This window comes from Mycolicibacterium brisbanense, from assembly GCF_001570425.1.
In the GTDB taxonomy this organism is placed as follows: domain Bacteria; phylum Actinomycetota; class Actinomycetes; order Mycobacteriales; family Mycobacteriaceae; genus Mycobacterium; species Mycobacterium brisbanense.
The window spans coordinates 226,252-252,085 of sequence record NZ_BCSX01000044.1; the positions used below are offsets into that span (position 1 = coordinate 226,252).

The following is a 25,834-nucleotide window of genomic DNA, read 5'->3' on the forward strand; positions in this document are numbered from 1 at the left end:
TGTCCAGACTATAGTTTGACGGGCTAGCAGACGCAACGCATCGGAATTGACGGCCCGCGGACTGCTGAGCAGTCGACTAGCAGATTTTCATTCTGCGGTGTGGGCGCAAAAGTGCGAGATGCCCGCGACCTGCACGCAGAGTCAACGCCAGGTCCCCGTCAACGCCAGATCACTCCGGTGGGAACCCGCCCGTGGCCACCGGGCCCCAGCGCCGCGGCGTCAGCCGGATGAGGCACTTGCCCTGGTCGACCATCGCCTGGCGATACTCATCCCAGTCGGGATGCTCACCGGCGATCGAGCGGTAGTAGTCGACGAGCGGTTCGACCGCATCCGGCAACGCGATGACCTCGGCGTCACCGTCCACCTGAACGTACGGGCCGTTGAACTCGTCGGACAGCACCGTCACGCTCGCGCGCGGTGTCCGGCGGATGTTGGCCGACTTCGCGCGCTGCGGATAACTCGCGACGATGATCCGGCCCTGTTCGTCCACCCCACCCGTCACGGGAGAACTCTGCAGGCTGCCGTCAGCACGAAATGTCGTGAGCACCATCCGATGTCGCGGTCGGACGAAGTCGAGCAGGGCAGTGAGGTCTACGGTGTCCGCCGTCGCATAGTTTCGGGCCATGCTTCGACGCTACTCAGCCTGAGCGGGGCAGCACGAACGCGAACGGTCGCGGAAATCCCAGCCCGGCCAGACGTGCTCCGCGGACGGCCGCGACGTCGACGGGCACCACCGTTCCCGACGACGGCTCGTAGCACTGCAGCACGTTGTCGGCCGCCGCCACGATCAGCACCCAGTGCCGTGGAATTCCGTGACCACCGACCAGCATCGCGACCGGCCTGCCGGTTTCAAGCGCGGCCAGGACGTCGGCCAAGCCATCCCGGGCGCCGCGAAAGGGCCGCCAGCGGTAGGCGACTCCGATGCTGTGGCGGGTCAGGGCCTGCGCCATGCCCGCCGGGCTGGTGCCCAGCCGGCGGGGCCACACCCGGTTGATCTGCGTGTGGACGCGACGCTGCTCGTCGGAGAACCATTGCGGACCACCCGCGCCCAGCAACGGCGCCCGGTATGCCGGGTCCATCAGCACGCCCGCCACCACCGCAACGGTCGGGCCGCAGGTGACTCCGTCACGTTGCCGCAACCGCAGCGCGGCCAGCTGTGCCGGTTTCACCGCCCGGAGCCTACCGCCGACGCGACGGCCTGCGCCCGACCACTTATGGCAGCATCGATCAGGTGGCCGACAGCCCCGACGTGCAACGACTGCGCGACCTTGCGCTGCTGCGCCGCGTGCGCGATCGGATGGACCGGGACTATGCCCAGCCCCTCGACGTGGAAGCGCTGGCGCGCGGGGTGAACATGTCGGCGGGGCATCTGTCCCGGCAGTTCAAGCTGGCCTACGGCGAATCGCCGTACAGCTATCTGATGACCCGGCGTATCGAACGCGCCATGGCGCTGCTTCGCGTCGGCGATCTCACGGTCACGGAAGTGTGCTTCGCAGTCGGCTTCTCGTCGCTGGGCACTTTCAGTACCCGCTTCACCGAACTCGTCGGCATCCCGCCCAGCACCTACCGCCGGCAGATGGCCCACTCGGCCGAGGGCATCCCGTCGTGCGTCGCCAAGCAGGTGACCAGACCGATCAGGAATCGAGAAGCGTCGAGCACCAAACCGCAATTAGCGTGACCGACATGGACATCACCATCAGCTCAAGCTTCCTCCCGCAGAATGACCCGGAGGCCGCCAGGACGTTCTACCGCGACATCCTCGGCTTCGAAATCCGCAAGGACGTCGGCTACAACGGCATGCACTGGATCACCGTCGGCCCGCCCGACCAGCCCGACGTCTCCATCGTGCTGTTCCCGCCGGAGGCCACGCCGGGCATCACCGACGAGGAGCAACGCGTGATCGCCGAGATGATGGCCAAGGGCACCTTCGCGAGCCTGCTCCTGGCCACCAAGGACCTCGACAGCACCTTCGAAAAGCTGCAGGCGACGGACGCCGAGATCATCCAGGAACCGACCGATCAGCCGTACGGCGTCCGCGACTGTGCGTTGCGTGACCCGGCAGGCAACCTCATCCGCCTCCAGGAGATCCGCTGAATGGCAGCGACCAAGAGCGCAAAGGCCACGGCGCCTCACCCGGCCGACACCCACGACCTCATCCGCGTGCACGGGGCGCGTGTCAACAACCTCAAGGACATCAGTGTTGAGCTGCCCAAGCGGCGTCTGACGGTGTTCACCGGGGTGTCCGGTTCGGGGAAGAGTTCGCTGGTGTTCAGCACGATCGCCGCCGAATCCCAGCGGCTGATCAACGAGACCTACAGCTCGTTCGTCCAGGGTTTCATGCCGAACCTGGCCCGGCCCGAGGTCGATGTGCTCGACGGATTGACCACGGCGATCATCGTCGACCAGCAGCGGATGGGTGCCGACCCACGGTCCACGGTCGGCACGGCCACCGACACCGGCGCCCTGCTGCGGATCCTGTTCAGCCGCATCGGCAAACCGTATATCGGTTCACCGCAGGCCTTTTCGTTCAACGTGGCGTCGATCAGCGGCGCGGGTGCTGTCACCGTCTCCAAGGGCGGCCGCACCACCAAGGAACGCCGCAGCTTCAGCATCACGGGCGGCATGTGCCCGCGGTGCGAGGGCCGCGGATCGGTCAGCGATATCGACCTGACCGCGCTGTACGACGACAGCAAGTCGCTCAACGAGAACGCCCTGACCATCCCCGGCTACAGCATGGACGGTTGGTACGGCCGAATCTACCGGGGCTGCGGATATTTCGACCCCGACAAGCCGATCCGCAAGTTCACCAAGAAGGAACTCGATGCGCTGTTGTACCAGGAGCCGACGCGCATCAAGGTCGACGGGGTCAACCTGACCTACGCCGGGCTGATACCGCAGATCCAGAAGTCGTTCCTGGCCAAGGACGTCGACGCCATGCAGCCGCACATCCGCGCGTTCGTCGAGCGGGCCGTGACGTTCGCGGTCTGCCCGGACTGTGACGGCACCAGACTCACCGCGGCGGCCCGGTCGTCGAAGATCAAGGGGCGCAACATCGCCGAAGTGTGCGCCATGCAGATCAGTGATCTCGCCGACTGGGTCAAGGACATCAAGGATGCCTCGGTGGCACCGCTGCTGGCGTCACTGAGCCACACGCTGAACTCCTTCGTCACGATCGGGTTGGGCTACCTGTCGCTGGACCGCCCGTCGGGCACGCTGTCGGGCGGAGAGGCCCAGCGCACCAAGATGATCCGTCATCTCGGCTCATCGCTCACCGACGTCACCTACGTGTTCGACGAGCCCACCATCGGGCTGCATCCGCACGACATCGCGCGGATGAACGAGCTGCTGCTCGCATTGCGGGACAAGGGCAACACCGTGCTGGTCGTCGAACACAAACCCGAGGCCATCGCGATCGCCGATCATGTCGTCGACCTCGGACCCGGTGCCGGCACCGCGGGCGGCACCGTGTGCTTCGAGGGCACTGTCGAAGAGCTGCGAGCCAGCGACACGGTCACCGGGCGCCACCTCGACGACCGTGCCGCGCTCAAACCGGAGGTACGAAAGGCCGACGGCGCACTGGAGATCCGCGGTGCCAACACCCACAATCTGCGCGATGTAGACGTGGACATCCCGCTGGGAGTGCTGGTCGTGGTCACCGGGGTGGCCGGGTCGGGCAAGAGTTCGTTGATCGACGGATCAGTCGCGGGCCGCGACGGCGTGGTGACGGTCGACCAGGCCCCGATCAGAGGCTCGCGACGCAGCAACCCGGCCACCTACACGGGCCTGCTCGAGCCCATCCGCAAGGCGTTCGCGAAGGCCAATGGCGTGAAACCCGCACTGTTCAGCGCCAATTCGGAAGGCGCCTGCCCGTCGTGCAACGGCGCCGGGGTCATCTACACCGACCTCGGGGTGATGGCCACCGTCGAGTCGCCGTGCGAGGTGTGCGAAGGGCGCCGGTTCGACGCGTCGGTGCTGGAATACACCTTCGGTGGTCGCGACATCAGCGAGGTGCTCGCGATGCCGGTCGCCGAGGCAACCGAGTTCTTCGCCGACGGTGATGCGAAAGTTCCTGCCGCGCAAAAGATCCTGGAACGGTTGGGCGATGTCGGCCTTGGCTATCTGAGCCTCGGCCAGCCGCTGACCACGCTGTCCGGTGGTGAGCGGCAACGGCTCAAACTGGCCACCCACATGGGCGAGGCAGGCAATGTGCTCATTCTCGACGAGCCCACCACCGGTCTGCATCTCGCCGACGTCGACCAGCTGCTGGCCCTGCTGGACCGGTTGGTCGACGCGGGGCAACGGCCTGATGGCTCCTCGCGTGCGCAGTCGGTGATCGTGATCGAACACCACCAGGCCGTCATGGCGCACGCCGACTGGATCATCGATCTGGGCCCGGGCGCGGGCCACGACGGTGGCCAGGTGGTCTTCGAGGGCACCCCGGCCGATCTGGTCGCATCCCGGGCCACGCTGACCGGGAAACACCTCGCCGATTACGTCGGTACCTGACAGTTGTTCGTCCGGCGGCCGATAATGGTCAACATGGCCGCCAAGGTGTCGGACCTACTGGCAGAACGTCTCAACTCGCTTCGCTATCAACCGACCGCGAAACGAATCCGTGCGTGCATAGGCGGTGAACCGGTCGCCGATACCTGCGAGGCGGTGCTGGTGTGGGAACCGCGCCGGGTCGTCCCGACCTACGCGGTGCCCCGCACGGCACTCACCGCCGGGCTGGTCCCAGCAGGCGCCGCGGGCAATGACGACGAGATTCCCGGATTTCTCGATCCATCCGTCCCGTTCACCACCCACAGTTGCCCGGGCATCACCTATGACGTCATCGCGGGTGAGGAGACCGGCGCCGGCGCCGCGTATCAACCCGACGATCCGGAGCTCGCCGATTATGTGATCCTCGACTTCGCCGCGTTCGAGTGGCGCGAGGAGGACGAACCGATCGTCGCCCACCCGCGTGACCCGTTCCATCGCATCGACATCCTGCGCAGCAGCAGGCACATCCGCATCGAGCTCGACGGCCGCCTGTTGGCCGAATCCGACCATCCCACATTACTTTTCGAGACACTGCTGCCCACGCGATTCTACCTGCCGCGCCATGACGTGACGGCGCCTCTCACCGACAGCAACACCATCAGCTTCTGCGCGTACAAGGGCCGGGCGAGCTACTACTCGTTGGCGGACGGTCCGGCCGATGTGGCGTGGAGGTACCACGATCCGCTGCAGGACGCCGGGCCGGTACGCGGCCTGATCTGCTTCTTCGACGAGCGTGTCGACGTCACGCTCGATGGTGTGCCGTGCGATCGCCCGATCACACCGTGGAGCAACCGTTAGCGGCTGATCGGGAAGCTCTGGTTTTGACCTGACGAGTTCTGGCAACATCACCACTGACCAAAGTCATCCGGACATAGTCAGTGGGTGGGGATCATGATGGGTTCACCGGAGGTCTCAATCCAGGCAGTTTCGCATTGGGCTGCGGCCGGCACCGAGGGCGGCGGCGCGGCGCTCGATCAGGTGATCGGCATGTCAGCTGCCGCGCTGGTGGTCAGCGTTGCGTTGCTGTGGGTGGGATATCTACACCGGATGCGACGCATCACGTGGTTGAGCAGCTTCGCAGAACGGCTGGGCCGCAAGTTCCATCGCCCACCCTGGGTCGCACTGCAGGTCTTCCTGTTCACCGCAACCATCATCTGCGCACTGTTCGGGTTCATCTGGGATGTCAGCCTTCACATCGGCAAGGGCCGCGATCCCGGCCCCCTGGCGAACCCCGCGCACTACTTCATCCTGGTCGGCCTCTTCCTGCTGTTCATCGCCGGATCGATGGCCATCGTGCTGCCCTACGACAAACCAGGGCCTGCCGCGATCAGGATCACGCGCACCTGGTACGCCCCCGTGGGCGGGGTCCTGATGGCACTGTGCGGCCTGTACGCGCTGATCGGCTTCCCGCTCGACGACATCTGGCATCGCATCTTCGGCCAAGACGTGACTCTTTGGGGCCCAACACATTTGATGCTCATCGGCGGTGCCGGCCTGTCTCTGATCGCGGTGCTGCTGCTCGAGCACGAGGGCCGGGTGGCCATGGGCCCGGACGTGCCCGAGGACAGCAAGTTCAACAAGTTCCTGTACTTCCTGTCTTTCGGCGGCCTGTTCATCGGGCTGTCGGTGTTCCAGATCGAGTACGACTTCGGCGTCGAGCAGTTCCGCCTCGTGCTGCAGCCGATGATGATCGCGGGTGCAGCCGCGCTGGCCGCCGTCGCGGCACGGCTCGTCCTCGGCCCGGGTGCTGCGCTCATCGCCGCCGCATTCGCCGTCGCGCTCCGTGGCGCCGTCGCCTTCATCGTCGGCCCGATTCTCGGTGCACCGATCAGCTGGTTCGCGCTGTATCTCGGCCCCGCACTGGTGGTCGAACTGCTGGCGCTCACCCCACTTGTCAAGCGGCCCATCGTCTTCGGTGCGGTCGGCGGACTGGGCGTGGCCACCGTCGGGCTGTGGCTCGAGTCGTTGTGGATCGGCGCGGTCTACCACTATCCGTGGCCGCGGAGCATGTGGGGCGAGGCACTGGCGATGGCGATACCCGTCGCGATCGCGATGGGTATGTGCGGCGCGTTGCTGGCCCTCGTGCTGACGGGGCAACGGCTGCCCCGGCCCGCGATCGGCATCTCGATCGTCGTCGTCACAGTCCTGGTGCTCGGCGGCGCGGTGGCCAACGGGCTGCGCACGCACGTCCCGGAAAATGCCGGTGCCACCATCAGTTTGACCGATCTGTCGAACGATGGCGGGCAGCGGATGGTGGCCGCCGACGTGCAGATCGCGCCGCCAGGACTGATCAGCGACGACCCGGAATGGGTGTCGATCCTGTCGTGGCAGGGCGGCCTGGCGCACCACCGGGGGCTGGTCGCCGACCGATTGCAGGAGGTCGGCCCCGGGCACTACCGGTCCACCCAGCCGATTCCGGTCTCCGGCTCGTGGAAGACCCTGCTGCGGGTCCAGGACGGCGCCACGATGAGCGGCATACCGATCTTCCTGCCCGCGGACCCGGGGATCGGCGCACCCGAGACAGCCGCGATGCAGTCGACGACGCGTCCGTTCGTCCAGGAGATCACCATCCTGCAGCGCGAACGCAACCTCAACCATCCGAGCTGGTTGTACAACGTCGCATCGCTGGTGGTCCTGGTCTGCACGTTGGTGCTGATCGCAGGCCTGTCCTGGGGTGCCGGCCGCATCAACGCCAAGGAGTTGGAGGCAGGCAGCAAGGCCTCCGGTCCCCGACCGGTGCAGCCGCAAACGTGACTCAGACCTATCTGGCCGATCACACGCTGCTGCTGGCGCTGCCCGCCTTCGTGCCTGCCGTCGTGGTCGTCGGCGTCATCGTCTACATCGCCCGCCGCGACCGCCGCAACCCCGACACCGACGCAGAAGCAGCGGATGAAGATGAAACGCGGGGCAGTACAGGCGAAGATGATTCACCGTGACCACGCGTACAAGCAGACTGATCGTTCTGGCCGCCGCTGCAGCACTCTTGGCGGCCGGGTGCAGCGGCTCGGACAAGTCCAAGACCGCCGAAAGCGCCACCTCGACCACGCCGTCGGTGACCACCGTCGCCCCGTCCGACATGACCAACCAGCAGCAGGCACCCAACCGCCTGGTGATCGACGTGACCATCAAGGGCGGTGAGGTGACACCGACCAACGCGACGCTGCAGAGCAAGGTGAAGGAGCCCATCGTGGTCCGCGTCAACAGCGACGCGGCCGACGAACTGCACGTGCACTCGACGCCCGATCACACCTTCAAGATCGAGCCGCGCGCCGGTCAGCAGTTCCAGTTCACCGTCGACGTGCCCGGCATCGTCGAGATCGAGCTGCATCACCTCAACCGCACCATCGCCAGCGTGCAAGTGCAGCAGTGATCTCAGTCCGAACCGCCATACTGGCCCACGGCCTGGGCGGTTCGACCGATCTCCCGATCCCCTACACGTATGCGCTCCTCGGCGCCGCGTGGACGCTGACCTTCACGTTCGCCGTCGTCGCGTTCGCCTGGCGCCGGCCGCGGTTCGACCCGGCCAAGCCGGGCCGGGCCCTGCCGCGCTGGGTCCAGGAGACCGTGGATTCACCGGTCACCCGGTGGGCCGTGCGGCTGATCGCGCTGGGCTTCGCGGGGTGGGTGGTGATCGCCTCGGCACTCGGCCCGCAGGACGCCAAGAACCCGCTTCCCGGAGTGTTCTACGTGCTGCTCTGGGTGGGCCTGGTGGCGCTGTCCCTGGCATTCGGGCCGGTGTGGCGGGTGCTCTCACCCGTCCGCACGGTCTACCGCGTCGTCCGCCTTGCGGTCCGCCGGGAACCGTGGCACTACCCGGAACGGCTGGGCTACTGGCCTGCCGCCGCCGGGCTCTTCGCGTTCGTCTGGCTGGAGCTGGCCAGCCCGGACCCGGCGTCGCTCGGCTCCATCCGCTACTGGCTGGTGGCGTACGTGGCGGTGACGTTCGCAGGCGCGATGTGCTGCGGTGAGCCATGGCTGTCCCGGGCCGATCCGTTCGACGTGTACAGCATGGTGGCGTCGCGGTTGTCCCCGCTCCGGCGGCACGACGGGCGGATCGTCATCGGCAATCCGTTCAACCACCTGCCGACCCTTCCGGTGCGCTCGGGTGTGATCGCGACGCTCGCGGTGCTGCTGGGCTCGACGGCGTTCGACAGTTTCTCGGCGATGCCGCAGTGGCGCAACTTCGTCGACGCGCACGCCGGCTCCGCCGCGGAGGCGTCGCTCATCCGCACGGCCGGTCTGCTGGTGTTCGCGACCACGGTGGCCATCACCTTCAGCGCCGCCGCGCGGGCCACCGGCGGCGTGGACGCCCAGCGCCGCCGCCAGCTACCCGGCCTGATGGCGCATTCGCTCATCCCGATCGTCATCGGCTATGTGTTCGCGCATTACCTGTCCTACCTCGTCGAGCGTGGCCAGCAGACCGTGATCCTGCTGCTGAGGCTTGACAACGTCCAGGTGAATTACATTCTGTCGCTTCATCCTTCGGTGCTCGCGAGTCTCAAGGTCGGGTTCGTGCTCACGGGGCACGTGGCCGGGGTGATCGCGGCGCACGACCGCGCGTTGCAGCTGTTGCCCAAACGCCATCAGCTCACCGGCCAGCTGTCGATGATGCTGGTGATGGTCGGCTACACCTTCACCGGGTTGTATCTACTGTTCGGCGGGTGACGGCGCGGCGCACAATGAGCACCATGCGCGCACTCATCGTCGTCGACGTCCAGAACGACTTCTGTGAAGGCGGCTCACTGGCAGTGGCCGGCGGCGCCGCCGTCGCCCGGGCCGTCACCGAACTGCTCGCAGGCGACCACGGATACGACCACGTCGTGGCCACCAAGGATTTCCACATCGACCCGGGCGAGCACTTCTCCGAACACCCCGACTATCAGAAGTCGTGGCCGCGGCACTGTGTGGCCGAGACGCCGGGCGCGGCGTTTCATCCCGAGTTCGACGCGGGCGCGGTGGAGGCCGTGTTCAAGAAGGGGCACTACTCCGCCGCCTACAGCGGCTTCGAGGGTGCCGACGATTCCGGCACGACGCTGACGGACTGGCTACGCGCCCGCGATGTGGACACCGTCGACGTGGTGGGCATCGCGACGGATTACTGCGTGGCGGCGACGGCTGCCGACGCGGTCAAGGCCGGTCTGCGGACCCGCGTGCTCACCGGGCTCACCGCAGGGGTGGCCCCGCAGAGCACCGCCGCGGCCATCGACGAATTGCGGTCGGCGGGCGTCGAGGTCAGTTAGCCGCGTTCGGCGACATTCGACCAGGTCAACCGCGGTAAACCCGGTGAATCACCGCCCGCCGGTCGCATGGCCTGCGGTCCATCCGATGGTCACGCAGCGCGGCGGACCCGTAAAGTCGGACTGTGAATCCAGCCGAGCGAACCACGGAACCCGAACTCGAAATCTGGCGGGGTAAGGCTTACCCCCTTGGCGCCACCTACGACGGGTCGGGCACCAATTTCGCGCTGTTCAGCGAGGTCGCCGAGCGCGTGGAGTTGTGCCTGTTCGATGCCGACGGCACAGAGAAGCGGCTGGTGCTGCCCGAGGTCGACGGGTTCGTCTGGCACGGTTTCGTGCCCAATGTCGAGCCCGGTCAGCACTACGGCTACCGGGTGTACGGCCCGTACGATCCGGCCACCGGGCACCGCTGCAATCCGAACAAGCTGCTGATCGATCCGTATGCGAAGGCCATCGACGGATCGATCGACTGGGGCCAGCCGCTGTTCGGCTACAACTTCGGCGACCCCGACAGCCGCAACGACGAGGATTCGGCAGCGCACATGCCGAAGTCGGTGGTGATCAATCCGTACTTCGACTGGGGCACCGACCGGCCGCCGCGGCACGAATACGCCGACACCGTCATCTACGAAGCGCATGTCAAGGGCCTGACCGAAACGCACCCGGACATCCCCGAACAGATCCGCGGCACCTACTCGGCGGTCGCGCATCCGGTGATCATCGAGCATCTGAAGTCGCTCGGCGTGACCGCGATCGAACTGATGCCCGTGCACCACTTCGTCGACGATTCGACGTTGCAGGAAAAGGGCCTGTCGAACTACTGGGGATACAACACCATCGGGTTCCTGGCTCCCGACCCGCGATACAGCTCGAGTGCCACCCCCGGTGGTCACGTGCAGGAGTTCAAGGCGATGGTGCGCGCGTTGCACGAGGCCGACATCGAGGTGATCCTCGACGTCGTCTACAACCACACCGCGGAGGGCAATCACATGGGGCCCACGCTGTCGATGCGCGGTATCGACAATGCCGCGTACTACCGGCTCGTCGACGACGACAAGCGCTACTACATGGACTACACCGGTACCGGCAACAGTCTCAACGTCGGCCACCCGCATTCACTGCAGCTGATCATGGATTCGCTGCGGTACTGGGTGCTCGAGATGCACGTGGACGGTTTCCGGTTCGACCTGGCGGCCACGCTGGCCCGCGAGTTCTACGACGTCGACCGACTGAGCTCGTTTTTCGAACTCGTGCAACAGGATCCGACCGTCAGCCAGGTCAAGCTGATCGCCGAGCCGTGGGACGTTGGGCCCGGCGGCTACCAGGTGGGCAACTTCCCGCCCCAGTGGACCGAGTGGAACGGCAAGTACCGCGACACCGTGCGCGACTACTGGCGCGGCGAGCCGGCGACCCTCGACGAGTTCGCATCGCGGCTCACGGGGTCCTCGGATCTCTATGAGCAGACCGGTCGCCGCCCGTTCGCGTCGATCAATTTCGTCACCGCGCACGACGGCTTCACGCTGCGGGACCTGGTGTCCTACAACGAGAAACACAACGAGGCCAACGGCGAGGACAACCGCGACGGCGAGAGCAACAACAAGTCGTGGAACTGCGGCGCGGAAGGCCCGACCACCGACGAGGCCGTCAACGAACTGCGGGCCCGGCAGCAACGCAACTTCCTCACCACTCTGCTGCTGTCCCAAGGTGTTCCGATGATCTCGCACGGCGACGAGCTCGGCCGCACCCAAGGTGGAAACAACAACGTCTACTGCCAGGACAACGAGATCTCCTGGATCGACTGGGCCGCAGCCGATTCCGAGTTGATGGAGTTCACCCGGACGGTGTCGGCACTGCGCGCCGCCCACCCGGTGTTCCGGCGGCGACGCTTTTTCGACGGCAGGCCCGTCCGCCAGGCCGGCGCGCCCAGTGCGCCCGACATCGCCTGGCTCGCGCCCGACGGCTCCGACATGACGGCCGAGGACTGGGAAACCGGCTACGCCAAGTCGATGGCCGTGTACCTCAACGGGCACGGCATCCCGGATCTCGACGTGCGTGGCCAGCAGGTGGTCGACGACTCGTTCCTGCTGTGTTTCAACGCGCACTACGAACCGATCGAGTTCGCGTTGCCGCCGAAGGACTTCGCGGCCCAGTGGACGCCGGTGATCAGCACCGCCGCAAACCTCGACGACACACCCCTGGCGGCCGGAGCGAAGGTCACCGTGGAAGCCCGGGCGGTTTTGGTGCTGCGCGCCGAAAAGGATTGAGCGCCACGGTGAGCGTTGCTCACTGTATCGATACGCCGGGCCGTACCAGGAAGTATGGTACCTTCGGCAAGTAGCAGCCGTGGCCGCCTTGCAGGCACCGAGCTTTCGAGTTCGTGCCACCGGCCGGGCGGGCCGGGGGTAGCAGCCGAAGAGCGGCGGCAACTACCCTGCGGCCACGGCTGCGGCAATCCGGGGGCGCGCGCCCACACCATTCTCGGCACGCTCTCCATCGGCAATACCTCTGCTACAGAGGTATCGTGGGCGACGTGGTGGATGCACACGGAAATCTGATCAGCGACCTGTTCAGCGTCGTTGGCCGGTTTCGGCGGCAGCTGCGCCGATCCACCGGCGGCGGCTTCGACGCCGCGGGGTTGACGCAGTCCCAGGCAGAACTCGTGCGCCTGGTGGGTCGCCGTCCAGGCATCTCGGTGCGGGAAGCCGCCGCCGAACTCAGCCTGGTGCCCAACACCGCGTCGACCCTCGTGTCGCGGCTGGTCACCGCCGGACTGCTGATCCGGACCGTCGACGACGCCGACCGTCGCGTCGGGCGCCTGGCGCTCACGCAGTCGGCACAGCGGGTCGCCGACGAATCGCGGGCCGCGCGCCGCGCGGCTCTGTCGGCCGTACTGGCCAAGCTCGACCCCGGTCAAATTGACGCGTTGGCAAAGGGATTGGACGTGCTCGCTGAATTGACCCGGCTGCTGCACGAGGAAGCCGAGCTGAAGAACACTCCCGAGGAGGCGAAGGTATGACGCCCGACGACGTACTCGCCATCGATTGCCGCCACCTGACCCACCGCTACGGGCAGTTCACGGCGGTGGAGGACGTGAGCCTGCAGGTGCGCCACGGCGAGACGCTCGGCCTGCTCGGCCCCAACGGCGCAGGCAAGACCACGGTGGTACGGGTACTGACCACACTGACCCCGGTCCAGCACGGCGAGGTCCACATTTTCGGGCTGGACACCCGCAGGCACACCATGGACATCCGCCACAACATCGGCTACGTGCCACAACAGCTCTCGATCGAATCGGCGCTCACCGGCAGGCAGAATGTCGAGCTGTTCGCCCGGCTCTATGACGTGCCGCGGGCCGAACTGCGCGAGCGGGTCACGGTCGCTCTGGAGGGCATGCACCTGCTCGATGTCGCCGACGAGCCAGCGGGCACCTATTCCGGCGGCATGGTGCGGCGCCTGGAGCTCGCACAGGCTCTGGTCAACCGGCCGCTCCTGCTGATCCTCGACGAGCCGACGGTGGGGCTGGATCCGATTGCCCGCGACAGTGTGTGGGAGCAGGTGCAGCGGATGCAGGCCGAATTCGGCATGACGGTATTGCTGACCACCCACTACATGGCCGAGGCGGACGCACTGTGCGACCGTGTGGCGTTGATGCACCACGGCAGGCTGCAGGCCGTCGACACCCCGGCGGCGCTCAAGCAGTCGGTGTCCGGCGACGGTGACGGCGCGACCCTGGAGGACGTCTTCCGCCATTACGCGGGCTCCGAACTCGGCGAGGACACCCGGCGCGCCGGCATCAGCGCGGTCCGCTCGAGCCGAAGGACGGCACGCCGTGTCAGTTGATTCCTCAGCCCCGACCACATTGGTCCTCGCGCCGCGCGGATGGCGCCGGGTACGCGGTATGGCCGTGCGCGTCGGCGCCTTCGCACTCGTCGAGTTGCAGAAGCTGCGCTACGACCGCACCGAGCTGTTCACCAGGCTGATCCAGCCCGCGCTCTGGCTGCTGATCTTCGGGCAGACCTTCAGCCGGTTGCACGTCGTCAACACCGGCGGTGTGCCCTACCTGACCTTCCTGGCCCCGGGCATCATCGCCCAGTCCGCCCTGTTCATCTCGATCTTCTACGGCATCCAGATCATCTGGGACCGCGACGCGGGCATCCTGGCCAAGCTCATGGTGACGCCGGCGCCGGCCTCGGCGCTGGTGACCGGCAAGGCGTTCGCAGCCGGTGTGCGCTCGGTGGTGCAGGTGGTCGGCGTCGTCGTGCTCGCCTACCTGATGGGCATCCCGATGACCGCCAACCCGCTGCGGATCCTCGCCGCGATGGCCATCGTCGCACTCGGCGCGGCCTTCTTCGCCTGCCTGTCCATGACGCTGGCGGGGCTGGTCCGCAAGCGCGACCGGTTGATGGGTATCGGCCAGGCCATCACCATGCCGCTGTTCTTCGCGTCCAACGCGCTCTACCCCGTCGACATCATGCCGGCCTGGCTGCGGTGGCTGTCGACGATCAATCCACTGAGCTACGAGGTCAACGCCCTGCGGGGACTGTTGATCGGCACGCCGACCAACTGGGTCGTCGACGTCACTGTGCTGATCATCGCCGCAGTACTCGGAATCGCCGCCGCCTCGGCGCTGCTACGCCGACTGGTGCGCTGACCGGCTCGTGAGTACGGCGCCCTGACCTGGCCGTTTCGCCTCCCAACCAACCGGTGGTTTAGTGTGCTGTCAGATCCACGGAGCAGGGAGATGGTCATGCAACTGGCGCTCACACCGGAGGAAGCCGCGTTCCGCGACGAACTGCGCACCTTCTACACCACCCAGATTCCCGCCGAGATTCGCGAACGCAACCGGCTGGGCAAGCCCCTCGGCAAGGACGGCATCGTCACCGCGCACAAGATCCTCAACGATCACGGCCTGGCGGTCCCCAACTGGCCTGTCGAGTGGGGCGGCAAGGACTGGACACCCACGCAGCACCAGATCTGGCTCGACGAGATGCAGCTGGCCAGCGTGCCGGAGCCGTTGACGTTCAACGCCCGCATGGTCGGCCCGGTGATCGCCGAGTTCGGCTCCCAGGCCATCAAAGAACGCTTCCTGCCGCCGACCGCGGCCCTGGACATCTGGTGGTGCCAAGGCTTCTCCGAGCCCGAGGCCGGCTCGGACCTGGCCTCGCTGCGCACCACCGCGGTGCGGGACGGGGACAGCTACGTGGTCAACGGCCAGAAGACCTGGACCACGCTGGGCCAGTACGCCGACTGGATCTTCTGCCTGGTCCGCACCGACCCGCAGGCCCCGAAGAAGCAGGCGGGTATCTCGTTCTTGCTCATCGACATGAACACCCCGGGCATCACGCTGCGTCCCATCAAGCTCGTCGACGGCAGCTTCGAGGTCAACGAGGTGTTCTTCGAGGACGTCCGGGTTCCCGCCGACCAGCTCGTCGGCGAAGAGAACCAGGGCTGGACCTACGCGAAGTTCCTGCTCGGCAACGAGCGCACCGGCATCGCGCAGGTGGCCCGCACCAAGGTGCGGCTGGCCGAGGCCAAGGAACGTGCCGCCGCCAACGGCCTGCTGTCGGACCCCTTGTTCGCCGCACGGTTGGCCGAGGCCGAAAACGACGTGCTGGCACTGGAACTCACCCAGATGCGGGTCACGTCCGACTCCGCCGACGGCAAGCCCAACCCCGCATCGTCCGTCCTGAAGTTGCGTGGCAGCCAGCTGCAGCAGACCGCGACAGAACTGCTGGTCGAGGTGGCGGGCGCCGACGCGCTGCCGTACGAGGCAGGCGACGCCATCGCATCGCCCGAATGGGCCCAAGAGGCCGCACCGCACTATCTGAACTACCGCAAAACCTCGATCTACGGCGGCAGCAACGAGGTTCAGCGCACCATCATCGCGTCCACCATTCTCGGATTGTGAGTTGAATCATGGACTTTCAGCTGACCGAAGAGCAGACCCTGCTGGCCGACACCACCCGCGACGTGCTGTCGGGCTACGACACCGAGAAGCGCAACAAGGTCATCGACACCGATCCCGGGTACAGCCCGCAGGTGTGGGCCCAGCTCGCTGAGATCGGCGTTCTCGGACTGGGATTCGAAGAAGACGCGGGCGGCCCCCTCGAGATCATGGTGGTGCAGGCTGAGATCGGGCGTAGGCTCGCACCCGAGCCGGTGCTGCACGCCGCGCTGGTACCCGGGTCGATCATCGCCGAGGCAGGCACCGACGCTCAGCGCCAACTCCTCGACGAGGTCGCCGTCGGGCAGCGCCTGCTGGCCTTCGCGCACACCGAGCCCGGCATGCGGTCGTCCGGCAGGGTTGCGACAACTGCTGTGCAGCAAGGTGATTCATGGGCCATCACCGGCCGCAAGAACCCCGTGCTGGCGGGCGACAACGCCGACACCCTTATCGTCAGTGCCGTACTGCCCGACGGCGGGACCGGGCTGTTCCTCGTCGACGCGGCGGCAGTCACCCGCGAGAGCTACCGCACATTCGACGGCCAGCGGGGTGCGCAGATCGACCTGGCCGATACGCCCGCCGAGCCGCTCGGGGATGCGGTCGACGCCTCAGATGTCATCACCCGCGCCCTGATCCGCACGTCGGCGGGACTGTGCGCCGAGGCGGTCGGCGCCATGGAGGAGTCGCTGCGGCTGACCACCGATTATCTCAAGGCGCGCAAGCAGTTCGGCGTCACGCTGAGCAAGTTCCAGACCCTGACGCAGCGGGCCGCCGACATGTACGTGTCGTTGGAGCTGGCCCGCAGCATGGGCCTCTACGCATCGATGTCGATCACCGACGGCGACTTCGATCCGGTGATCGCGGCCCGCACCAAGCTGCAGATCGGCCGCTCGGGCAGGCACATCTCGCAGGAATCCATCCAGCTGCACGGCGGCATCGGCATCACCGCGGAGTATCCCGTGGGCCACTACGCGGCCCGGCTCACCGCGATCGAGCACACCCTCGGATCGTCGCAGGATCAGCTGCACACCTTGATGGGCGGGCTGGCCGACTACCAGATCGTCACGCTCTAGTTTCCCTGGGCGCGCAATTTCCCTGGGCGAGCAGACATTCGGGTACGCCAAACGCGGCGTGTCGGGGACCCACGTGTCTGCTCGCGGGGAAAATTGGGCCGGGAAAATTCAGGCCAGGAGCCGGTTGATGGACCCCATCGGAATGGACAACCAGTCCGGCCGGTGCCTGGCTTCGTACGCAGCCTCGTACACCGCCTTGTCCAATTCGTACGCCGCCAGCAGGTCCGCGGAATCGCGGGGGTCAACGCCCGATTCGGCGGCGTACCCGTCGCAGAAGGCCGTGGCATTGCGGTCCGCCCAGGCTTGGGCGGCAACGCCGGGCCGTTGATAGGCCGCGTAGGCAAACGAACGCAGCATGCCTGCGACGTCACGCACCGCTGAATCCGGACGGCGCCTCTGCTGCAACGGTTTTCCGGGCTCACCTTCGAAATCGATCAGCAGCCAGCGCTGCGGCGTGCGCAGTACCTGACCGAGGTGCAGGTCGCCGTGCACACGCTGCACCGTGATCTGGCGGCCCGAGAGGTCCCGGTAGCGCTGCTTGATACGCGGCGCGTAGTCGTACAGTTCGGGCACTGCTTGCGTGGCCGTCGCCAACCGGTCCACCATCACGTCGACCGGGAACGGGACGCTGTCGGTGCCCAGCACATCGGCAAGGCACGTGTGCACCGAGGCCACCGCCGCGCCGAGCAGGCGGGACTCGTCCGCGAAATCCGTGTCACCGGTGGTGGCCATGTGCCAGCCCTCGACGGAATCGGCGGCGAACTCGGACACCACGCCCAGCGCGCACGGTTCACCGTCCCACCGAGTTTCGATCGACCCCAGCAGCCGCGCGACGTGCTCATTGCCCGCCCGCGCCAGCGCACGGTTGAGTTCGATGTCGGGATGCACGCCTGCGGTGACCCTACGGAACACCTTGAGCATCGCGTCGCGCCCGAACACCACACTGGTGTTGCTCTGTTCGGCCGTCGAGACCCGTGGCGCGGCATCCAACGGGAGCCGGGCTCCGGGCTCTTTGGCGAACTCCACCGGCCCGACCGTGGCCGCGTCATCGATGAGCTTCAGCAGATAGCGCGCAGCATCCGCGTCGAACAACGCGTCGTACGCGGTCCGGCCGTCGTGGGAGCTGATGGCGGCGCCGGCGTGACCAGGCTGGTCACGGCCGATGGCCATGACCACCTGGTAGCGCTCCACGGTGCCGTCGACATACGACGCGTCCAGCAGCACCAGGAACAAGTCGTCACGCAGTGCCAGTCGGTTTCTCGCGCAAGCGCTCGTCAGCGGCACGGTGAGCACCGGTCTGGCAGCACTCAGCGTGCGGCCACGCCCGGCGTACCACCGCTGCCGCGGCAACCACGCGTCGAACGGGATGTCCAGAACCTGCACGGCGACTCCGTCGATGTCCTCCATCAGTCCTCAAACGTACCCACTGAAGCGCCCGATGAACCGCCGTCCGATGTCACGATTCTCTGTGTCTCTGCCGATCCCTGCCGCCAGCAACGTGATTCGCTGTCACGCACGAGTTTGCGGGAAAACTAACGGTTGAATAAGAGCCTGGGACGGGTTACGTTTTCCCCGAATTTGATCTTGTCCGTGGCGGTCTGCCGGAGAGATCGCCCCAACAATTCGATTGAGGGATGGCCCTGTGGGTGAGTCTGCGCCTAACGACGGCGAAGCACCGGTAATCGTCGGTCTGTCTGATGCGGCGATGCACATGTATTCCGCCGCGATCGATGCACTGCCACCCGTCAGCGACCCGGAGTTCCCCGAACGGGCCTCGGTCGTGCTGAGCGGACTGCGCAAGCTGCAGAATTCGCTGTCCGAGGCGGCGGCCCGCAGCCGGGTCACCCCGTCGGTCATCGTCGCGCTCAGCGGTGTCCGTACCCGCTACGACGAGCTCATGACCGCCGCGGCCGAGGGGCCGGGAGCCACACTCGGCCAACGGCTCTACGTGGCACGCGGCCGCGCCAAGCTCTCGACCCGGGAAGCCGCCAACGGCATCGGGCTGCGCAAGGACCTCATCGAAGCCGTCGAGGCCGAAGAACCGGCGACCGAGGCCGAGACCGCGCAGATCAAGGATCTGATCGCCGCGCTGGGCGGTTGATCCTGACGCGCGACTCAAGTGGGACGCGTCGCTCGCGCGACTCAGGTGGGACGCGTCGCTCGCGCGACCATGGCAACCCGGGCGACGCACCGACAGTCCCACCACCGCTGACCCCACCCGTCGAAGCCACCCGGCCATCGGCGGCCGAGGAAGCCCGCACCGTCGCCGCATCGACCAACACCGGCACGCTGGCCACCCTCACCGCCGCGGGTGACCCTTGGGCGTCGTTCGTCACGTACGGATTGCTCGACGGGGCACCGGTGCTGTGCGTGTCGAACATGGCCGAGCACGGCCGCAACCTCGCAGCCGATCAGCGGGCAAGCATCGCGATCGTGGCACCCGGAAGCGACGCGGACCCCTTGGCCAGCGCCCGCGTCACGCTGGCCGGTATCGCCGAACGCCCTCTGGGAACCGAGGCCACCGCAGCCCGCGACGCCCACCTCGCGGCGGTCGCGGCGGCGAAGTACTACATCGACTACAGCGATTTCTCGCTGTGGGTGCTGCGGGTGCAGCGCGTCCGCTGGGTCGGCGGCTACGGGCGGATGGATTCGGCCACCGGCGCGGACTACGCCGCAGCCCAGCCCGACCCGGTGTCACCGCGCGCAGCCGGCGCCGTCGAGCACCTCAACGCCGATCACGCCGCATCATTGCTCGCGATGGCCCGCACCCTCGGCGGCTATCCCGACGCCACCACCGCGGCGTGCACCGGCGCCGACCGCTACGGCCTCGACCTGCGGGTCACCACCGACCGCGGGGTCGCCTACACCCGCGTCGGCTACGCCGCCCCGATCGGCTCGTTCGACGAATTACGTTCTGCCACAGTCGAATTGGCCAGACGAGCCGAGGCGGGATAGGCCCACCGGAGCAGGTGCAATACGATCGCCGTTATGCCTGATGCGACCGAGCGCCCGGACACCTGGCAAGCTGCCTTCGACCTGATCCGGACCCGCGGCTACGAGCACCGCGAGGAACCGTTCCGGCTCGCCAGTGGCCAGCTCAGCCACGACTACATCGACGGCAAGTACGCCATCGACACCGGCGAGCGGATGCTGACTGTCAGCCGTGCGGTCGCCGATCTGGCCGCCGCCCGTGGCATCGAGTTCGACGCCGTCGGAGGCCTGACCATGGGTGCCGATCCGCTGGCGCACGGCGTCGCGATGGTCACCGGCAAGGCCTGGTTCTCGGTACGCAAGGAACAGAAGAGCCGCGGCCGCGAACAGTGGATCGAAGGCACTCGGCTCCAGCCCGGCATGAAGGTCCTCCTGGTCGACGACGTGATCAGCACCGGCGGATCCACCGAGATCGCCTACGAGCGCATCGTCCCGCTCGGTGTGGTGGTGACCGGGGTGATCCCGATGGTCGACCGGGGCGACGTCGCGACAGGGCGCTTCGCCAAGCGCGGGGTGCCGTTCGCCGCGCTGGTGACTTACCGCGATCTCGGGATCGAACCGGTCAAGGACGTCTGAGCCACCGGTTCAGATGACCAAAACCGGTGCGGGCTGTACCCCGACGCGCACCGGATCTCCGGGGCTGAACGCCGCGGCGGCCGAACTCGCCAGCTGGGCGTGCAACACCGCGCCATCGGGCAACGCGACGTAGACCCGGGAGATCGGTCCCAGAAACGCCACCGAGCTGACCCGCGCAACACCCTCGGCATCAGCGGTCACCGTGATGGACTCCGGCCGCACCAGCGCGGTTCCGCCGCCCGACCCGACCGAACCGGCCAGCGTCGGTACCGACGTACCCAACAGGCGCGCGTGCCCCTGCGAAACCTCCGCCGGTACTTGATTGTTCAGCCCCACGAACTCGGCGACGAACGGCGTCGCGGGGTTCGCGTACAAATCCGCCGGGGCGGCGAGCTGTTCGAGTTTGCCCTGGCTCATCACGCCGACCCGGTCGGCAACAGCCAGCGCCTCCTCCTGATCGTGTGTGACGAACAGCGTCGTGGTGCCGACTTCGAGCTGAACCCGGCGAATCTCGTCACGCAGCTGCACCCGGACCTTCGCGTCGAGCGCCGACAGCGGCTCGTCGAGCAGCAGCACGCCCGGCCGGATCGCCAGGGCGCGGGCCAGCGCGACGCGCTGCTGCTGGCCCCCGGACAACTCGGCGGCGTACTTGTCCTTGTGCGCGCCAAGGCCCACCATGTCCAGCATGTCCGCTGCCCGAGACATCCTGTCGGCCTTGGCTTTACCACGCATCTTCAACCCGAAGGCGACGTTGTCCAACACCGTGAGGTGCGGGAACAAGCTGTAGGCCTGGAACACCATGCCCATGTCGCGCTTGTTGGCGGGCACCGAACTCACGTCACGACCACCGACCAGCACGGTGCCCGACGTGGCCTCGTCGAGCCCCGCCAGGATGCGCAGCGCGGTCGTCTTACCGCACCCCGATGGGCCGAGCAGGGCCACCATCTCGCCCGGCTCGATGTGCAGGGTCAGGCCGTCGAGCGCCTTGACGCTGCCGTAAACCCGCGTGAGGTCGTTGAGTTCGACCGAGAGACCCATATTGCTCCTCACGTCCGCGGGCCCCATATTGCTCCTCACGTCCGCGGGCCCCGCCTGCGGCCACGAGTGACCACCGCCAGAGCCAGCAACAACACGAAACCCAAGAGCAGCACCGCCAGCGAGGCCGCGACCGACGTCGGACCGTCACTCTTGCCGATCGCGACGATCTGCACCTGCAACGTCTGGTAACCGCTCAGCGACGCGATGGTGTACTCCCCCAGCACCACGGCGATGGAAATGAATGCCGCGGAAAGGATTCCGGGCCAGATGTTCGGCACGATGACCCGGGTGATCGTGGCCGCCCAGCCGGCACCGAGCGACCGCGCCGCCTCCGACAGAGTCCGCAGGTCGATCGCAGCCAGCGCCGCGTCGAGGGACCGGTAGGCGAACGGCAGTACCAGCACAACGTAGACGAACGTCAGCGTCAGCGCCGACTCACCCAAAAAGTAAGTGACCCAGAGATAGACGTTGCGCAATCCGACCACGATCACGAGCGCCGGAATGGTCAAGGGCAGCAGGCACAGAAACTCGATTCCACGTCGCGCCCACGGCGCCCGCAACCGCACCCAGATCATCGTCGGAACCAGCAGCACCAACATCGCGACCACGGTGAAGACGGCCAGCAGCACCGAGACCACGATCGCTTGGTAGAGCGCCTCGTCGGCCACCAGGTTGTGCCACGCCGCCAGGGTGCGGCCGCCTTCGATCAGGTTCCGCGTCGAGAAATCGGCCATCGCATAGAGCGGGAACAGAAAGAACAATCCGAACAGCAGCCACAGCCCGACACGCAGCACCGTTCTCGCGCGGGTCATTTCAGCCACCTTGCCGTGCGCCGCACCAATGCGTTGTAGGCCAGCATCACCGCTGCCACCACGACGATCATCTCCAGCGCCAGCGCGTAGGCGAACCCGGACTGCCCGAGCACCACCTCGCTGGTCAGCGCGGCGCGGATCAGCAGCGGCACGATCGGACTGCCCTGGCTGACCAGCGCCGCGGCGGTCGCGTACGCGGCAAAGGCATTGGCGAACAACAACAACGCCGACCCGAGAAAGGCAGGCGTCAACAACGGCACCGCCACCTCACGCCAGTACTGCCACGTTGACGCCCCGAGGCTGACGGCGGCTTCCCGCCACTGCTCGCGCAGGCCTTCCAGGGCAGGCAGGAACACGATCACCATCAGCGGAATCTGGAAGTAGGTGTACACCAGGATCAACCCGGGCAGCCCGTACAACCAGCCCGACCCTGCCAGGTCCCAGCCCAGGTGATCGCGGGCCCACACCGTCAGCACGCCGTTGAGCCCGATGGTAGCGAGGAAGGCGAAAGCCAGTGCCACACCGCCGAATTGGGCCAGCACACTGCACAGCGCCAGCACCGAACGCCGCACCATCGACGACGGCGGACTGCTCACGATGAGCCACGCCAATACCGCGCCGAGCACCGCCCCGATCAGCGCGGTGCTCCCGGACAGCAGCGCGCTCTTGCCGAGGGCGGCCAGTGCCGTCGGCGAGAACAGTGCGGCGATCCGGCCGAGCGAGAACGACCCGTCGGCGAAGAACGCCATCACGACGACCGTCACCGTCGGCACGATCAGGAACACGGTGACGACCGCGAGAAACGGTAGCAGCGGCAGACTTTCGCGTACCCGCCGCATCACCACGGCACCCGGCATCGGTCGCTCAGCCGATCGCCTTGGCCCAGTTGTCCGCCAGATACTTGGTGGCCGCCTCGGTTTGGGCCGGGGTGGGGATGACCACCTGCCCGTCGATCGACGGAAGCTTGGCGAACGCCGCCTTGTCGACGGTGCCCGCGACGGCCATCTGGTCGGCACGGACCGGTCGAACACCGCCCACCATGAACATGTTCTGGCCTTCGTCGCTGAACAGGAACTCCTGCCACAACCGCGCCGCGGCTGGATGCGGGGCCTCCTTGTTGATCGCCTGGAAGTAGTAGCCGGCGACGGCATGGTCCGGCGGCACCACGACCTGCCAGCTCGGCAGCTTCCGGGTTTCGGCGGCGTTGGTGTAGTTCCAGTCGATCACCACGGGAGTCTGGCCCGACTCGATGGTGGCCGGCGTCGGATCCACCGGCAGGAAATTGCCCGCCTGGTGCAGCTTTCCGAAGAAGTCGACGCCGGGGGCGATGTTGTCGGCCGACCCGCCCTGAGCCAGCGCCGCCATCACCACTCCGGAGAATGCGGCACCGGCCTGGGTGGGATCGCCGTTGAGAGCGACCTTTCCGTGGTACTCCGGCTTCAGCAGATCGTCGACGTTGGTGACGGCAGGCACTTTGGCCGAATCGAACCCGATCGACATGTAACCGCCATAGCCGTTGACCCAAACCCCGTTCGGGTCCTTGAACTTCGCCGGGATGGTGTCGAACGTCGCCACCTTGTACGGCGCGAACATCGACGTGTTGGCCAGTGCCACAGCCTGTCCGAGGTCGAATACGTCAGGTGCGGCGCTCTTGCCCTTCTGCTGGTTGGCGGCGTTGATCTCTTCCTGGCTGGACGCGTCGGGCTGCGCCGAGTTGACCTTGATGCCGTACTTGTCGGAGAACGCCTTGATGATCGCGCCGTAGTTGGCCCAATCCGGGGGCAGCGCAATGACGTTGAGTTCGCCCTCGGCCTTGGCCGCGGTAACCAGCCCGTCCATGCCGCCGAACGCCTCGGCGGAGGTGGCCTCGGCGGCCTTGACCCCCGATTGGGTTTGCGCGCCACCGTTGTCTTTCTGCGGTGGGGCGCACGCCACCACACCGGTGGCGACCAGGGCCGTGACGGCGGCGATGATGCCCGGGATCAGTTTGGGCTGCGAAGTTCTGGGACGCGCTGTTCTGGAAAGCATTGCCAACCTTCCGATGATCAGAAAGCGCAGCAATGGCGCCGCGGTTACCGACACTGGTCGCTGCGGTGAATGGCTCCGGCGGGACGTCCGAACCCTACCGTGACCGACCATCGCCGGGGGCGCATTCCGTCATCGCCGGGTTTCATCCTCGTGTCGACATTGCGATCATCACGCGTTCATGCAGGTCGTGGCGCTAGCATCAGAACGTGGCTGAACCTGAGGCAGCTGGTCGCTTCGACTACCTCTGGGCCGACGCTGCGCCGGAAACCCCCGGCGGGGATGCCCCCGCACCAGCCGGTGGAGCCGAACCAGAGGCGGACGGCTTCGACGCGTTCGACGCCACGACCTGGAATTTCAAGCCCGCGCCGGTGCCGTGGTACCGCACCCGCGGGGCCGCGGTGGCACTCGGCGCGGCTGCGCTGGCCACCGCAGCCATCGTGGTGTCGCTGGTGCTGTTGATCGTTCGCAATCCGTCATCCACCGGCGACCGGACCCCGACGTCGGCGACGACGACCGCGTCGAGTCCTACTGCGCCTCCGCCGCCCCCGTTACGGGCCGGCCTTTCGCCCGCTCCGCCTCCGCCGCCGCCACCTCCGCCTGCCGCGCCGCCGCCGAGCCAGGCGCCGGCCTACCGGCCGACGTATCAGCAGACACCCACCAAGCGGCCCGAGATCAACGTCACCCGAACGCCGTACAGCGTGGCGCCACAGCCAAGACACACACACTGACCCAGCCGTTGCTTCTACGCTGAACGCATGGCCGAGTTCGATGCAACCGGGTTCAACGCCATCGAGCAGTTCGCCGGCACGCCCACCGCAGTCCTGGCGACCCTGGGCCCCGCGGGCGCCCCGCACCTGGTTCCGGTGGTGTTCGCGGTGCATCGCGGCACCGAAGGCGTCACCATCTACACCGCAGTCGACGCGAAACGAAAGTCGACGCAGAAGCTGCGCAGGCTGGCCAACATCGAACGCGACCCGCGGGTGAGCCTGCTCGCCGACCACTACGACGACGACTGGTCGCAGCTGTGGTGGGTGCGGGCCGACGGGCACGGGGCAACCCACTACAGCGGCGACGAGATGGCGACCGGCTACGCCCTGCTGCGCGCCAAATACCGCCAGTACGAACGGATCGCGCTCGACGGCCCAGTCGTCACCATCGAGGTCACGCGCTGGTCGTCCTGGCAGGCCTGATCCAGAGCGCTAGGCGGGCACCTTGTCGAGGAAGCCCAGCACCCTGTCGATGCGGCCGGTGTCGTCGGTGGTCGCCACGTCGAATCCGACGATCGGCGCTTCCCCTGAGCCCGGCCCGAGTTCCCAGCGGAACCGGAACTGGTCGTGGTGGCCGTCGACAGGCCCGGCCAGCGTGAACGTCAGCCCGGGAAACTGTTGTTGCACAGCCCCGATCATCTGCACGATCGCGTCCCGCCCCTCGGCGACACCCATCGGATCCACGTACCGAGCCTGCTCGCTGTAGAGCTGGTCGACAGCTGCGCGGCGGGCAAGTGCATCGGTTTCGTTCCACGTGTCGATGTAGCGCTGGGCGAGATCTTCATAGTCGGCCATGGTGTCCTCATCTGGTCGGCACCCTTTGCGG

The 25,834-nt window shown here is 67.0% G+C and carries 28 protein-coding genes; 20 read left to right on the forward strand and 8 right to left on the reverse strand.

The window, feature by feature from the left end; all coding sequences use genetic code 11:
- Positions 1–169 precede the first annotated feature (169 nt).
- Together RMCB_RS25400 and RMCB_RS25405 are read right to left on the reverse strand one after the other, a co-directional pair.
- Positions 170–625, reverse strand: coding sequence for a PPOX class F420-dependent oxidoreductase (locus RMCB_RS25400; RefSeq protein WP_029371801.1), 456 nt, complete (start codon positions 623–625; stop codon positions 170–172).
- Positions 626–638: 13 nt separating this feature from the next.
- A complete protein-coding gene (locus tag RMCB_RS25405; RefSeq protein WP_062830955.1) occupies positions 639–1,169 on the reverse strand; it encodes a cysteine peptidase family C39 domain-containing protein in 531 nt (176 codons plus the stop codon).
- Positions 1,170–1,297: 128 nt separating this feature from the next.
- Between RMCB_RS25405 and RMCB_RS25410 the strand changes: the two genes are divergently transcribed.
- The 15 genes from RMCB_RS25410 to RMCB_RS25480 all read left to right on the forward strand — a co-directional run bounded on the left by RMCB_RS25410 (position 1,298) and on the right by RMCB_RS25480 (position 16,796).
- Positions 1,298–1,678: a helix-turn-helix transcriptional regulator gene (locus RMCB_RS25410; RefSeq protein ID WP_234792238.1), complete on the forward strand. Its 381-nt coding sequence runs from the start codon at positions 1,298–1,300 to the stop codon at positions 1,676–1,678.
- Positions 1,679–1,683: 5 nt separating this feature from the next.
- The gene (locus RMCB_RS25415) at positions 1,684–2,094 is read left to right on the forward strand and encodes a VOC family protein (RefSeq protein ID WP_062830956.1); all 411 of its coding nucleotides are present in this window, start codon (positions 1,684–1,686) and stop codon (positions 2,092–2,094) included.
- The gene (locus RMCB_RS25420) at positions 2,095–4,506 is read left to right on the forward strand and encodes an ATP-binding cassette domain-containing protein (protein WP_062830957.1); all 2,412 of its coding nucleotides are present in this window, start codon (positions 2,095–2,097) and stop codon (positions 4,504–4,506) included.
- Positions 4,507–4,539: 33 nt separating this feature from the next.
- A complete protein-coding gene (locus tag RMCB_RS25425; RefSeq protein ID WP_062831011.1) occupies positions 4,540–5,340 on the forward strand; it encodes a DUF427 domain-containing protein in 801 nt (266 codons plus the stop codon).
- A gap of 93 nt (positions 5,341–5,433) precedes the next feature.
- The gene (locus tag RMCB_RS25430; protein ID WP_062831012.1) at positions 5,434–7,296 is read left to right on the forward strand and encodes a hypothetical protein; all 1,863 of its coding nucleotides are present in this window, start codon (positions 5,434–5,436) and stop codon (positions 7,294–7,296) included.
- Positions 7,293–7,478, forward strand: a complete 186-nt coding sequence (locus RMCB_RS25435) for a hypothetical protein (RefSeq protein ID WP_062830958.1) — start codon at positions 7,293–7,295, stop codon at positions 7,476–7,478. The genes RMCB_RS25430 and RMCB_RS25435 overlap by 4 nt, the downstream gene beginning before the upstream one ends.
- Positions 7,475–7,912 carry a hypothetical protein gene (locus RMCB_RS25440; protein WP_062830959.1) on the forward strand — a complete coding sequence of 146 codons (438 nt, stop codon included), beginning with the start codon at positions 7,475–7,477 and terminating at the stop codon, positions 7,910–7,912. The genes RMCB_RS25435 and RMCB_RS25440 overlap by 4 nt, the downstream gene beginning before the upstream one ends.
- A complete protein-coding gene (locus RMCB_RS25445; protein ID WP_062830960.1) occupies positions 7,909–9,207 on the forward strand; it encodes a hypothetical protein in 1,299 nt (432 codons plus the stop codon). The genes RMCB_RS25440 and RMCB_RS25445 overlap by 4 nt, the downstream gene beginning before the upstream one ends.
- 23 nt (positions 9,208–9,230) lie before the next feature.
- Entirely contained in the window at positions 9,231–9,782 is a 552-nt protein-coding gene (locus tag RMCB_RS25450; protein ID WP_062831013.1) for an isochorismatase family protein, read from the forward strand.
- A gap of 122 nt (positions 9,783–9,904) precedes the next feature.
- Positions 9,905–12,043 (forward strand): glycogen debranching protein GlgX, encoded by a 2,139-nt coding sequence (gene glgX / locus RMCB_RS25455; RefSeq protein WP_062830961.1) that lies wholly within the window; start codon positions 9,905–9,907, stop codon positions 12,041–12,043.
- Positions 12,044–12,309: 266 nt separating this feature from the next.
- Entirely contained in the window at positions 12,310–12,795 is a 486-nt protein-coding gene (locus RMCB_RS25460) for a MarR family winged helix-turn-helix transcriptional regulator (protein ID WP_234792240.1), read from the forward strand.
- Positions 12,792–13,619, forward strand: a complete 828-nt coding sequence (locus RMCB_RS25465; protein ID WP_062830963.1) for an ATP-binding cassette domain-containing protein — start codon at positions 12,792–12,794, stop codon at positions 13,617–13,619. The genes RMCB_RS25460 and RMCB_RS25465 overlap by 4 nt, the downstream gene beginning before the upstream one ends.
- Complete coding sequence (locus RMCB_RS25470; protein WP_072278540.1) at positions 13,609–14,430, forward strand: ABC transporter permease; 822 nt, start codon at positions 13,609–13,611, stop codon at positions 14,428–14,430. Before RMCB_RS25465 ends, RMCB_RS25470 begins: the two co-directional genes overlap by 11 nt.
- Positions 14,431–14,526: 96 nt before the next feature.
- Positions 14,527–15,687 carry an acyl-CoA dehydrogenase family protein gene (locus RMCB_RS25475; RefSeq protein ID WP_062831014.1) on the forward strand — a complete coding sequence of 387 codons (1,161 nt, stop codon included), beginning with the start codon at positions 14,527–14,529 and terminating at the stop codon, positions 15,685–15,687.
- A gap of 8 nt (positions 15,688–15,695) precedes the next feature.
- Positions 15,696–16,796: an acyl-CoA dehydrogenase family protein gene (locus RMCB_RS25480; protein ID WP_062830965.1), complete on the forward strand. Its 1,101-nt coding sequence runs from the start codon at positions 15,696–15,698 to the stop codon at positions 16,794–16,796.
- 108 nt (positions 16,797–16,904) lie between these two features.
- On the opposite strand, the gene RMCB_RS25485 is transcribed toward RMCB_RS25480, so the two are convergent.
- Positions 16,905–18,170 (reverse strand): maltokinase N-terminal cap-like domain-containing protein, encoded by a 1,266-nt coding sequence (locus tag RMCB_RS25485; RefSeq protein WP_062831015.1) that lies wholly within the window; start codon positions 18,168–18,170, stop codon positions 16,905–16,907.
- Positions 18,171–18,507: 337 nt separating this feature from the next.
- On the opposite strand from RMCB_RS25485, the gene RMCB_RS25490 reads away from it, so the two are divergent.
- Genes RMCB_RS25490 through RMCB_RS25500 form a run of 3 tightly spaced genes read left to right on the forward strand, consistent with a single transcriptional unit; the run spans position 18,508 to position 20,363 of the window.
- Complete coding sequence (locus RMCB_RS25490) at positions 18,508–18,897, forward strand: hypothetical protein (RefSeq protein WP_062831016.1); 390 nt, start codon at positions 18,508–18,510, stop codon at positions 18,895–18,897.
- 2 nt (positions 18,898–18,899) lie between these two features.
- Entirely contained in the window at positions 18,900–19,751 is an 852-nt protein-coding gene (locus RMCB_RS25495; protein ID WP_062831017.1) for a HugZ family pyridoxamine 5'-phosphate oxidase, read from the forward strand.
- Positions 19,752–19,784: 33 nt separating this feature from the next.
- Complete coding sequence (locus RMCB_RS25500) at positions 19,785–20,363, forward strand: orotate phosphoribosyltransferase (RefSeq protein WP_029373059.1); 579 nt, start codon at positions 19,785–19,787, stop codon at positions 20,361–20,363.
- 9 nt (positions 20,364–20,372) lie between these two features.
- Here RMCB_RS25500 and RMCB_RS25505 read toward each other — a convergent pair whose 3' ends face one another.
- The 4 genes from RMCB_RS25505 to RMCB_RS25520 are packed head-to-tail and all read right to left on the reverse strand — an operon-like array spanning position 20,373 to position 24,148.
- Positions 20,373–21,401 carry an ABC transporter ATP-binding protein gene (locus RMCB_RS25505; RefSeq protein WP_062830966.1) on the reverse strand — a complete coding sequence of 343 codons (1,029 nt, stop codon included), beginning with the start codon at positions 21,399–21,401 and terminating at the stop codon, positions 20,373–20,375.
- Positions 21,402–21,436: 35 nt separating this feature from the next.
- Positions 21,437–22,213, reverse strand: coding sequence for an ABC transporter permease (locus RMCB_RS25510; RefSeq protein ID WP_029373061.1), 777 nt, complete (start codon positions 22,211–22,213; stop codon positions 21,437–21,439).
- Entirely contained in the window at positions 22,210–23,070 is an 861-nt protein-coding gene (locus RMCB_RS25515) for an ABC transporter permease (RefSeq protein WP_062830967.1), read from the reverse strand. The genes RMCB_RS25510 and RMCB_RS25515 overlap by 4 nt, the downstream gene beginning before the upstream one ends.
- Positions 23,071–23,077: 7 nt before the next feature.
- Complete coding sequence (locus RMCB_RS25520) at positions 23,078–24,148, reverse strand: ABC transporter substrate-binding protein (protein WP_062831018.1); 1,071 nt, start codon at positions 24,146–24,148, stop codon at positions 23,078–23,080.
- A gap of 299 nt (positions 24,149–24,447) precedes the next feature.
- Between RMCB_RS25520 and RMCB_RS25525 the strand changes: the two genes are divergently transcribed.
- Together RMCB_RS25525 and RMCB_RS25530 are read left to right on the forward strand one after the other, a co-directional pair.
- Positions 24,448–24,969 carry a hypothetical protein gene (locus tag RMCB_RS25525; protein WP_062830968.1) on the forward strand — a complete coding sequence of 174 codons (522 nt, stop codon included), beginning with the start codon at positions 24,448–24,450 and terminating at the stop codon, positions 24,967–24,969.
- A gap of 27 nt (positions 24,970–24,996) precedes the next feature.
- Positions 24,997–25,431, forward strand: a complete 435-nt coding sequence (locus RMCB_RS25530) for a TIGR03668 family PPOX class F420-dependent oxidoreductase (RefSeq protein ID WP_029373065.1) — start codon at positions 24,997–24,999, stop codon at positions 25,429–25,431.
- A 9-nt stretch (positions 25,432–25,440) separates the two neighbouring features.
- Here RMCB_RS25530 and RMCB_RS25535 read toward each other — a convergent pair whose 3' ends face one another.
- On the reverse strand, positions 25,441–25,803 hold the full coding sequence (locus tag RMCB_RS25535; protein WP_062830969.1) for a nuclear transport factor 2 family protein: 363 nt from the start codon (positions 25,801–25,803) through the stop codon (positions 25,441–25,443).
- Between the last annotated feature and the right edge of the window lie 31 nt (positions 25,804–25,834).

Excerpts from the sequence above, each read along its gene's own strand:
- RMCB_RS25510 (WP_029373061.1), bottom strand. The coding sequence starts at position 22,213 with ATGACCCGCGCGAGAACGGTGCTGCGTGTCGGGCTGTGGCTGCTGTTC.
- RMCB_RS25515 (WP_062830967.1), bottom strand. The coding sequence starts at position 23,070 with ATGCCGGGTGCCGTGGTGATGCGGCGGGTACGCGAAAGTCTGCCGCTG.
- RMCB_RS25430 (WP_062831012.1), top strand. The coding sequence starts at position 5,434 with ATGATGGGTTCACCGGAGGTCTCAATCCAGGCAGTTTCGCATTGGGCT.
- RMCB_RS25535 (WP_062830969.1), bottom strand. The coding sequence starts at position 25,803 with ATGGCCGACTATGAAGATCTCGCCCAGCGCTACATCGACACGTGGAAC.
- RMCB_RS25480 (WP_062830965.1), top strand. The coding sequence starts at position 15,696 with ATGGACTTTCAGCTGACCGAAGAGCAGACCCTGCTGGCCGACACCACC.
- RMCB_RS25410 (WP_234792238.1), top strand. The coding sequence starts at position 1,298 with ATGGACCGGGACTATGCCCAGCCCCTCGACGTGGAAGCGCTGGCGCGC.
- RMCB_RS25490 (WP_062831016.1), top strand. The coding sequence starts at position 18,508 with ATGTATTCCGCCGCGATCGATGCACTGCCACCCGTCAGCGACCCGGAG.
- RMCB_RS25450 (WP_062831013.1), top strand. The coding sequence starts at position 9,231 with ATGCGCGCACTCATCGTCGTCGACGTCCAGAACGACTTCTGTGAAGGC.
- RMCB_RS25475 (WP_062831014.1), top strand. The coding sequence starts at position 14,527 with ATGCAACTGGCGCTCACACCGGAGGAAGCCGCGTTCCGCGACGAACTG.
- RMCB_RS25505 (WP_062830966.1), bottom strand. The coding sequence starts at position 21,401 with ATGGGTCTCTCGGTCGAACTCAACGACCTCACGCGGGTTTACGGCAGC.
- RMCB_RS25420 (WP_062830957.1), top strand. The coding sequence starts at position 2,095 with ATGGCAGCGACCAAGAGCGCAAAGGCCACGGCGCCTCACCCGGCCGAC.
- RMCB_RS25500 (WP_029373059.1), top strand. The coding sequence starts at position 19,785 with ATGCCTGATGCGACCGAGCGCCCGGACACCTGGCAAGCTGCCTTCGAC.
- RMCB_RS25530 (WP_029373065.1), top strand. The coding sequence starts at position 24,997 with ATGGCCGAGTTCGATGCAACCGGGTTCAACGCCATCGAGCAGTTCGCC.
- RMCB_RS25465 (WP_062830963.1), top strand. The coding sequence starts at position 12,792 with ATGACGCCCGACGACGTACTCGCCATCGATTGCCGCCACCTGACCCAC.
- RMCB_RS25425 (WP_062831011.1), top strand. The coding sequence starts at position 4,540 with ATGGCCGCCAAGGTGTCGGACCTACTGGCAGAACGTCTCAACTCGCTT.
- RMCB_RS25400 (WP_029371801.1), bottom strand. The coding sequence starts at position 625 with ATGGCCCGAAACTATGCGACGGCGGACACCGTAGACCTCACTGCCCTG.
- RMCB_RS25415 (WP_062830956.1), top strand. The coding sequence starts at position 1,684 with ATGGACATCACCATCAGCTCAAGCTTCCTCCCGCAGAATGACCCGGAG.